Source organism: Enterococcus sp. 10F3_DIV0382, from assembly GCF_002140245.1.
GTDB lineage: Bacteria > Bacillota > Bacilli > Lactobacillales > Enterococcaceae > Enterococcus_B > Enterococcus_B lactis.
In genome coordinates this window covers 38,650-48,259 of record NZ_NGMF01000002.1, presented here as the reverse complement: position 1 = coordinate 48,259, position 9,610 = coordinate 38,650, and the positions used below count along the sequence as shown (strand labels likewise).

5 protein-coding genes are annotated in these 9,610 nt (G+C 38.5%); 1 reads left to right on the top strand and 4 read right to left on the bottom strand.

Annotated features, from left to right (window positions below; genetic code table 11):
- The first annotated feature begins 418 nt into the window (after nt 1-418).
- Nucleotides 419-1,126, top strand: a complete 708-nt coding sequence (locus A5849_RS10790) for an HAD family hydrolase (protein WP_002309968.1) — start codon at nt 419-421, stop codon at nt 1,124-1,126.
- A gap of 145 nt (nt 1,127-1,271) precedes the next feature.
- Here the strand turns inward: A5849_RS10790 and A5849_RS10785 are convergent, their stop codons facing one another.
- The 4 genes from A5849_RS10785 to A5849_RS10765 form a co-directional block, all read right to left on the bottom strand.
- A complete protein-coding gene (locus A5849_RS10785; RefSeq protein ID WP_025476948.1) occupies nt 1,272-4,466 on the bottom strand; it encodes a DEAD/DEAH box helicase in 3,195 nt (1,064 codons plus the stop codon).
- Between the two features lie 18 nt (nt 4,467-4,484).
- A complete protein-coding gene (locus A5849_RS10780; RefSeq protein ID WP_086310098.1) occupies nt 4,485-7,610 on the bottom strand; it encodes an AAA family ATPase in 3,126 nt (1,041 codons plus the stop codon).
- A gap of 6 nt (nt 7,611-7,616) precedes the next feature.
- A complete protein-coding gene (locus tag A5849_RS10775) occupies nt 7,617-8,738 on the bottom strand; it encodes an exonuclease SbcCD subunit D (RefSeq protein ID WP_002309963.1) in 1,122 nt (373 codons plus the stop codon).
- Nucleotides 8,739-8,925: 187 nt separating this feature from the next.
- The gene (locus tag A5849_RS10765) at nt 8,926-9,549 is read right to left on the bottom strand and encodes a 1-acyl-sn-glycerol-3-phosphate acyltransferase (RefSeq protein WP_002309961.1); all 624 of its coding nucleotides are present in this window, start codon (nt 9,547-9,549) and stop codon (nt 8,926-8,928) included.
- Nucleotides 9,550-9,610: the final 61 nt, after the last annotated feature.

Sequence of the window (9,610 nt, the reverse complement as noted above, 5' to 3'; positions counted from 1 at the left end):
AGATAATATTGTTCTTTATTATAACGCTTATTTTCTCTGTTATATAAGCACAATATTTTAAAGCAATGATTACTAGATAAAATTTACTATAAACAAATAAACTAAATAACGTTATTTTATGTTTGAATAGTTATATTGAGACTGTATTAAAAAAATAAACCTTTCGAAAATTCCTCAGAGATTGCATTAAAATAAACCCACCGAGTTACACAATAATGATTAATTTGTTCATCAAACCTATTGACGTGTTTCATGATTTTTAGTGAAAAAAACTGAAATCTAAAAACCTTATTCTGTCAAGGAAACAGAAATATAGTAAGAAAAACCTTTATTTATCAGCTTTTTTAGATAATTTTTTCTGTTACAATAGTCAAGGATTTGTGAAAAAATCAATGAAAACCGAAAGGCGTGTAAAATTTTGATTAAATCAGTTGTGTTTGATGTTGATGATACAATGTATGATCAGCAGCAGCCATTTCGAAACGCGGTAAAAAGAGTCGTGCCGCTTGTTTCAGATGAAGATATGCATCCACTATATATCCGCTTCCGTCATCATAGTGATGAAAACTTTCCAAAAGTAATGGCAGGAGAGTGGACGCTAGAATATATGCGAGCACATCGAATCAGCCAATCACTAAAAGATTTAGACTACCCTCACATCACAGAAGAAGAAGGTCTCCTATTTCAAAAAATTTACGAGGAAGAACTTGATAATATCTGTTTGCATGAGGAGGTCAAAAAAACACTTGACTTCTTGAAGGAAAAAAATGTCCCATTAGGAATTATCACAAATGGACCGACTGACCATCAGACAAAAAAATTAAAACAACTTCAATTGAACAATTGGATTCCTTCCCACAACATGCTGGTTTCTCAAGCAACAGGGTTCCAAAAACCAGAAAAAGAGATTTTTCAGCTTGCTGAGAAAGAATTTCATATGCTTCCAGGAGAAACTCTATATGTTGGCGACAATTATGACAATGATGTTCTAGGTGCAAAAAGTGCCGACTGGCAAGCACTTTGGTTCAACCATCGAGAACGCAAAATCGACCAGACTCCTATTTGCGATATCGAAATTTCTTCTTTTGATCAGCTGTTAGAAACAATGAAGACAATCTTTGCTTAACTCCTATAAATAAAAACAAAAAATAATAGCAAGGAAATCGGGTTAAAACGGAAACCCAACTTCCTTGCTATTTCTTAAATCAACTAAACACCTGCTTTTTTCGAAAGATCTTCTTATCCATTACTGAACGATTGTTTCGAATCTCTTACTTCTCAATCTCTCCTACACTTAAGATCATGCGGATATCTTCTTCAGTCAGTTTTGTCAGCTGTTCTTCATTTCCTTGGATCACTTTTTGGAACAGTTCGCGTTTTTCTTGTTGGAGCGAATCCATTCGTTCTTCAATCGTTCCTTCAGAAATCATACGCCACACTTCTACCACATTTTTCTGACCGATTCGATGCGCACGACCAGCAGCTTGTTCTTCAATTGCAGGGTTCCACCAAAGGTCATACAAGATGACCGTATCTGCTCCTGTCAAATTCAGTCCCGTTCCCCCGGCTTTTAAAGAAATCAGGAAAACATCTTTTTCGCCTGCATTAAATGCATCTACCATACTTAATCGATCTTGCGGTTTTGTACTGCCTCTTAAATAAAATGTTGAGATCCCCAGCTCGGCTAACTCTTCTTGTAAGATAGTAAGCATACCTGTAAATTGAGAAAACAGCAGAACTCTGCGTTTGTTCTCTTTGGCAGCGACTAATAGATCTTTTACTTGTTCGAGTTTGCCAGAACCGCCTTGGTAATCTTCAATAAACAGACGAGGATCGCAACAAATTTGACGCAACCTTGTCAGACCTGCTAGTATCCCGATCCGGTTTTTCTTGAATGCTTCAGAATCCATTGACGAGATTTCTTCACGCATTTGACGCAAGTAAGCTAAATAAACGGTCTTTTGTTCTTCTGTCAGTGCAGAATATAGATTCATTTCTGTTTTTTCTGGTAAGTCTTTCAACACAGTTTGCTTATCTCGCCGTAAAATGAACGGTCGGATCATTTGCGCAATTTCTTCTGCGGCAAGTTCTCTGAATTTTGTTTTGGTTGGGAAAAATCCTGGCATGATTGTTGCAAACAACGACCACAATTCTTCTAAATTATTCTCGATTGGTGTCCCACTTAATGCAAATCGCTGAGGCACAGCTAATTCTCTCAATGCTTGAGCAGTTTTCGTACTACTATTTTTGACCATTTGCGCCTCATCAAGGATCAAATAATCAATTTTTTGTGATTGGTAATCAGCTAAATCTTGTCTCAAACTGGCATAAGAGGTCACTCGAATATCTGTGTCTTTAGCCAGCAATTCTTCCCGTTCTTTTTTATTCCCATTGATTACTTGGATACTCAAAGAAGGAGCGAATTTTTTTACCTCTGCCTGCCAGTTGTAGATTAAGCTGGCCGGCGCTACGATCAAAGCAGAAAAGCTTTCCCGTTCTTCTTTTTCCGAAAGTAAAAAGGCAATCGTCTGCAGTGTTTTCCCAAGTCCCATTTCATCGGCTAAGATACCGCCAAACTGATAATGGCCCAACATCTTCAACCATCGGAACCCTTGCTTCTGATACTCTCTCATCTTTGCATTCAATCCTTTGGGAAGTTGTGCCTGATACCCTTCTGGATGAATGAGATTTTGGACCATCGTTTGAAACGATTCGCTAAAAGTAGCATTGCTTTTTTCCAATTGATTTTGAATGATCAGTCCTTGATTCTTAGGTACATGGATCGTCCCTTCTTCTGAACGTATTGACTCCCGTAATTGTTGCAATACTTGGCTTGTTTGTTGGAATTCCTCTGAATCAAAAGAAAGAACCTGTCCGTTTTCCAATGTATAAAAAGCATCGTTTCGCAACAAGCTTTGCAGTACATGATCAATCTCTTGCTCTTCTATCCCCGATACGTCGAATCGAATATCAAGCCATGAACCAGTCTCGGTTACTTCGATTTGCGGTTGATGTTTATGCGCATCTAAATACAACTCCCGCAACTTTCTGCCAAGTCTGACTTCACCAAACTGACGGAAAACAGATAGTTCTGTACGGAAAAAGGTATACAGTTCCTCCCCGCTTGGCAACGGACGCTCATAGCCAGTTTCATTTTTCTGGTAGCGATACATCCTGAATAAATCAAGGACTCGTTTCTCTTCAGCTCTGTCACGCAGCACCTGAAAGTCCTGATTGGCCGAGACCTCATGTTTTGGATTGGTCGAATAGATGACTTCGCCATAAACGAAATCGACTCGAGCTTGGATTTTTCCTTTGGCTTTTCGGAAAAAGAAAATAAATTCGACTGGAATATCCGCTACTTCCTTTTCTACTTCAGAGGCAACCACTACGTCTCCAATCTCCGAAAGAAGAGGAATGATTTCTTTAAACAAGGCCGGTAGTTCTTTTTTCTTGAATATTACTTCTGGTTTCTCCAATCGGCGAATCAATTGTTTCCAAGTTTGATAAACTGTTTGTTGATGTTTCGTTAGAGAATAGAATACTCCCTGGATAAGTCCCCACTGATAATGCATAAAGAAAAAATCAAAATCATTCAATGCTTGCAATAAATAGTCTTCTTCCTGTTTTTCCACTTTGAATGATAAAGGCTTGTTTTGATCGGAAAATTGGATTCCTTGATCGTTTTGTCCATTTATTTGCAGATGCAAACGTGTCGTCTGATTCATCTGTTCTAGCAGGAAGCGGGCTTGTTCTACTGGGAGAAGCAGGTATCTTTTATCTAGTTTCCCTTTGACTTGCAAGCCATTCGTGCCTAATAATTGATGCGTTTGGGCACTTCCTGCAAGGTGAGCGAGTATTTTTTGATCTTCTTTTTGAAAAGCCCGTTTATCTAGACGAAACTGATACTGCTTATTGACTGTGTAGGTTTCTTTTTCTGTGTAAGCCTGTAAAAAATCATAGATGTTTTTTACGATATATGTCTTTTTCGGCGATGCCAAAGAACCGATACGTAAGTAAAGCGCCAAAATAGAAAGCTCTGGATGATACTGATTTGTCTCAATCGTTTCTACTTGGTATTCAATAATCAAGGGTTGCACCGCTTGAGGATTTTTTTGTGTTTTTAGACGAGAAAAACCTTTTGCAATGATTTCTCCTTCACTTGTTGTTTTTACCGGTTCTAACATCGGCTGGTCTTTTTTCATGATACGAGATAGATTTTTCGACCGTAAGTAAAGTTCCACAGCAACTGTATGCTTACAATATTTATGTTCCTCCCAATATGGACATTGGCAGTAATCTATCTCTTTTGCTGTCCCATCCAAATCAACCATGTACAATTCACTGCCCAAGACTTCTGCATGCCACACGTTTTCTTCTTGGTCAGGGACAACCGATAACACTCGGCCTTCTTGCAAGTATTGACGCCCACGTGCAATGACTTTTTCCGGAATACTCCATTTCATAGTTACCAATCTCCCTTTTTATCCAAGTTGATAGCGTATTTTGCTTTGTCCGCTACCTTCTGTATCAATTCTTATTTGCTGTAATACTCGTTCTTTCAATTCTCTTACATGGCTAATGATCCCAATCATTCTTCCTTCACTTTCAATCGTTTCTAAAGCTTCCATCGCCATTTCCAAAGCTTCTTCATCTAATGACCCAAAACCTTCATCAATAAACAATGCATCGATTGCTACCCCACCAGCTTGTGTCTGGATCACATCCGCAAGGGCTAATGCTAAAGAAAGTGCTGCAATAAAACTTTCACCGCCAGACAGCGTATGCGCGCTTCGAGACATGCCTGCCTGATCATCATAGATATTGATTTCTAATCCGGTTTTCCCTCGATAACTGCCGATCGTATCCGCTAGTTCAAACTGATAACGATTTTTCGTTAAACGTTGGAGATGATCATTTGCTACTTGTAACACTTCTTGTAGATAAACTTGAAGCACATACCGTTCTAAACTAGTTTTCTTAGGATTTTCTCCGTTGAATGTTTGCGAAAGTTGCTGTAATTGCGTAAGTTCATCTAATTGCGTCTGGCTTGCGTGATAAATCGAAAGACATTCATCGTAGATTTTCTGGTTATTGATTTTTTGTTCTTGTAAACTGTATATCTTTTCTTGCTTTGTTTCGATCATCTCTCTTATCTCTTCCAATTGCTGGCTGATCTCTTCTGTATCTGGAACTATCTCCGTCAGCTGGATATTTTCTAATTGACGTAGTCGGTCAGCTGTCACTAATTGTGCTTCATGATAAGTAGTGATTATGCGCTGGTTCTCTTCGTATTGTGCTTGCTGTTGTGCGAATGCACAGACTTCCTCAGTTGTTGAAAAATACGCTTGGGTTTCCAGCTTTTTAGCTATTCTTTGCTGTTCTTTTTCTATTTTTTCATCTGTTTTTTCTATTTGTTCCTGTTGAAGATCAAGTTGTGTCCGAAACATATGCAGATCTTGCAACAATTGCATTCCTGCTTTCTGTTCAGCAGCGAGTTGGTTCGAGTCTTCTTCTAACTGTTTTTCAAGTTGTCGTATCTCTTCTTCTAAACAGTTGCTATCCGTATCTTGTAATTGTTTTTCTAAACTTTTGATTTCGCCTTGCAGTTGTTGAAGCTGATTATTTTTTGCTGTCTGTTGCTGCTTGTAGACAGCTAGTTGCTGCTCAATCTTTTCTACTTGTTGGCTTATTTCTTCTAGTTCTGCTCTTGCATTGGCTATCTTGCTTTTTCGTTTATCTAAAGATTGTTCGACTACTGTAAGAGCAGTTGTTGTTTGTTCTGTTATCGCAGGAAATGCCTGTTGTAAAGCCTGTTGTAAGTGTTTTTCTTGTCCAGCTAGTTGTATATTCGTTTCCATGATTTTTTGTTCTAAATCAGATAATTGCTGTTGAAGATTATTTTCATGTGCTTCATTTTTGGCAATGATTTGCTGGGTTCTTTCTACAGCTGACTCAGCTTCTGCCAGTTGTTGCTCTACTTTCAAGATATCTTCTTTATTTGGCTGTTCATGTTTTGATTGTTGTACGGGATGTTCTGTCGACCCACAAACCAGACATGGTTCCCCCGGACGCAAGAAAAGCTGAAGACGAGCAATTTGCTGCTTTGCCCATTGGCTTTTCAGCTGTTCTGCTTGTTCTATCTGTTGTTTCAATCGCTGATTATTTTTTGTTGTTTCTTCGGCTGCTTTTTTGAGCTCTTCTCTTATCTGTTCGAGTGATTCGATGCTTTTTGTTTTTTGTTGTTTTATTTCCTGCTGTTTTTCATCTAGATATTTTAACTGTCCAAAAGCAAGACGATCTTCCTGCAGTTTTTCCTGATCTAATAAGATTTCTTGAAGAAATCGAGTTCTTTCCTGATAAATAGCCTGTTTTTGATGTAGCTTTTCGGCGTTCGTTTCTTCTTTATCTAATGAATGTTTTAATTGTTCTGCTTCTTGTTTTTTACTACGCAAGGCTTCGACAATCGGTACCATCATCTGTTTGTTTTGCAATTGTTGAGCAGCTTCTTTGATTTTTGTTTGCCGATGTATGCGGTCTGTTTCATTTTTTTGCCACTCTTCATAATGTTGCGTAGTCATCGCTAGTTTCTTTGTTTGTTCATTGCTTTTTTGTGACAGTTCTATTTTTTCAGCTTTTATTTCTTTCAGGTGCTGGATTGGTTCAATTAAGCGTTGTGTAAATTCATAATACCCAATCCATCGTTTCTTTTCCTCTATTTCGTCTTTTTGAGCGGCTAATTTCTTTTGCTTATTTAGTAATGTCGCTTTTTCTTCATAGCTTTTTTTCAAGGTTTCAAAACGATAGTAGGAATTTTCTAATTGTTTCTGTTTCTCCTGATAGTCTGCTAAAACTTCTTTTTCTTTAGTGATTTGTTTTTCTAGTATGGCCTGATGGTTTGTCCATTGGGAAAGAACGGCTTCAAACCCTGCTACTGCTTCCTCTTCTTTGACTAAAACAAATCTTTTTTGCAGAAGATGAAGATTTTGCTCTAAATGATCTAGTTTTTGTTGCTGTTGCTTTGCTTTTTCCTTTAATCGCTCATTGAACTGTTGGAAAAGCTGAGTACCGAACAAATGACGTAAAACAGTCTCTTTTTCACTGCTTGATGAAACCAAAAAATTACGGAATTCTCCTTGGGGCAGTAAAACGATTTGGGAAAACTGTTTCGCATCGAGATTCATCAGTTCTCTGATCAACTGGTCTGCTTCTGTACGTTTTGTGATTTGTTTTATTTCTTTTCCTTTCCCATCAAAAATGGTCAACGTTACTTTAGCTGCCTGTTTTTTTGTTCCGTTTCCTTTTCGTTTCGCTAAAACTTGCTCTGGTTTTCGTTCGATTTCATAGCTCATCTGCTGATGTTCAAAAGAAAAAGTCACGCTTGTTTCTTCTTCTGGTGTAGCAAACAAGGAACGCATCTCTTTTCCAGAACGAAGTCTTCCGGAAGTTTCACCAAAAAGTGCGAAAGTGATCCCATCAAAAATCGTCGTTTTTCCTGCTCCTGTCTTCCCGCTGATCAAAAAAAGCGGTGCTTCTGTCAATCGTGAAAAATCAACGGTCTCATTGATAAAAGGACCAAAATTTTTAAGTTTTAATTTTTTCGGTTTCATTCTTGATCATTCCATTTCCATGATTTCTTGCAACGTTTCTCCGAGCCATTTTTCTTGGTTTGCCGTTAGCTGTTCTTCCGTCATTTCACTAAAAAATGCTTCTGCTAATTTTTGAGGATCTTTCATTTCTAGTACTTTTCGTTTGTGCTTTGTTTGTTCTGCTCGGCCGTTTGCCCGTTCAATCCCCAAAATACGAGGATATATTTGCCGAAGCTGGTTCATCATATTCGGGATGATCGTTCTGTCCGTGAGATAGATCTGGATATAATTCTCCCGATTGACGGACTGATAGAAGGCAGGATCCAACAATTCTTTAAAACTTGCTGTTATTTCTTCAATATCATGCAGTGGTTCGATCTCCCTAAAATTCAACTCTAGGTCTGTTGCCAGGTCAACGATCCATACGCCTTTTTTCTGGTTGATCTCAGATAGAGAAAATTTCAACGGCGAGCCACTGTAGCGAGCATTATCCTGTCTTAAAGCTGCTTGATTATGCAAATGTCCTAGTGCTACATAATCAAACGGTGTAAGTAGTTCTCCTGGGATCGAATCCAGACCCCCTACTTCGATTTTCGTTTCCGAATCAGATTTTACACTTCCCATTACAAAAAAATGGCTAATCAATACGTGTTTTTTCCCTGAATCGAACAGCTCCTCCATTTTATCTATCACTTTTGCTACCGCTTGCTGGATCGTGCGGATACTGTCATCTTCAAAATATAATCTGGCTGCAATTGGTTCAAAGTAAGGAAGAAAGAAAAATTGTATGTTGTTAAACTCGACTGGTTCGAAAGCTTCTGCTAGCTGCGTTCGCAAAAAATAGTTCGAATAACTGAACCATGGCGTACCAGCTGAAAGTCGCGTACTGCTATCGTGATTTCCTGATATAGCAAAAATTGGGATCCCTTCCTTTAAATTCCAATCAACCATCAATTCATTGTATAATGCTACGGCATCGACAGCGGGCACACTCCTATCATATAAGTCTCCTGCAATCACGATTGCCTCTACTTTTTCTTCTTTCGCGATATCCAGTATAGAAGATAATACATGACGTTGGTCTTCAATCAAGTCATAACCTTGTAGTTTTTTTCCGATATGCCAATCGGCTGTATGTAAAAAACGCATCCAATCACCTCAAAAAATGTCCTTCTAATCATTATAACACTTTGATCCATTACATGACACCTGTCTTCTATTTTGCACGTTAGAAAGCAAAAAGAGGGCAGACTTGACGTCTCTCCCTCGTTTTTCATCGAAAAGTCTGAACAGAACAGGAGATTCAAAAAGACCGCCCACTCCTAAACTTATCACTTTATTTTTTTTTGATTTCATATTTAAAATCTGGGTTCACTTCTTTGTCCAATTTGTCAAAAGCCGCTTGTGTTCGTCGTTCAATCTCCGCCATTCCTTCTTTATCCGTTTTCTTGATATCTGATAGGTCGATTGGTTCACCGAAACGCACTGTTACTCTCTTACGTTTGAACAAATCCCCAAGTGTCAGTGGACCTTGGTATACGGCTGGTACGATTTTCGCTTTAGACATTCTGGAAATCAACGCCATCCCGCCTTTAAGTTCTGTAGCATGCCTTGTCCCACTGGGGAACATGATTAAACTTAAATTTGTCGATTTTAAAATCTTTACAGGTGTTTTAATGACGCTTGGTCCTGGATTCTCTCTTTTAACTGGAAAAGCATTAGATCGAGTTAATATAAATCGCAGAACCGGATTTTTGAACAGTTCTTCTTTTGCCATAAAGCTGAATTCCTTCGGTGCTGCAGCTACCGCTAGATATAATGGGTCCCACCAAGTACGATGGGGGGCAACTAGTATGTAATTCTCATCTTGCGGTAATACTTCTTTATTCTCATAACGGGCATTCCCATTGACTAAAGCTAATAGTACTCGAACTACCCCTCGCATAAATCGATAAAACATAGTCTCTTCCTTTCCCTTCTTATGGTCATAGTATGCATAAAAAACAGAGGTTTGACAAGCC

Excerpts from the sequence above, each read along its gene's own strand:
- A5849_RS10785 (WP_025476948.1), bottom strand. The coding sequence starts at position 4,466 with ATGAAATGGAGTATTCCGGAAAAAGTCATTGCACGTGGGCGTCAATAC.
- A5849_RS10775 (WP_002309963.1), bottom strand. The coding sequence starts at position 8,738 with ATGCGTTTTTTACATACAGCCGATTGGCATATCGGAAAAAAACTACAA.
- A5849_RS10765 (WP_002309961.1), bottom strand. The coding sequence starts at position 9,549 with ATGTTTTATCGATTTATGCGAGGGGTAGTTCGAGTACTATTAGCTTTA.
- A5849_RS10780 (WP_086310098.1), bottom strand. The coding sequence starts at position 7,610 with ATGAAACCGAAAAAATTAAAACTTAAAAATTTTGGTCCTTTTATCAAT.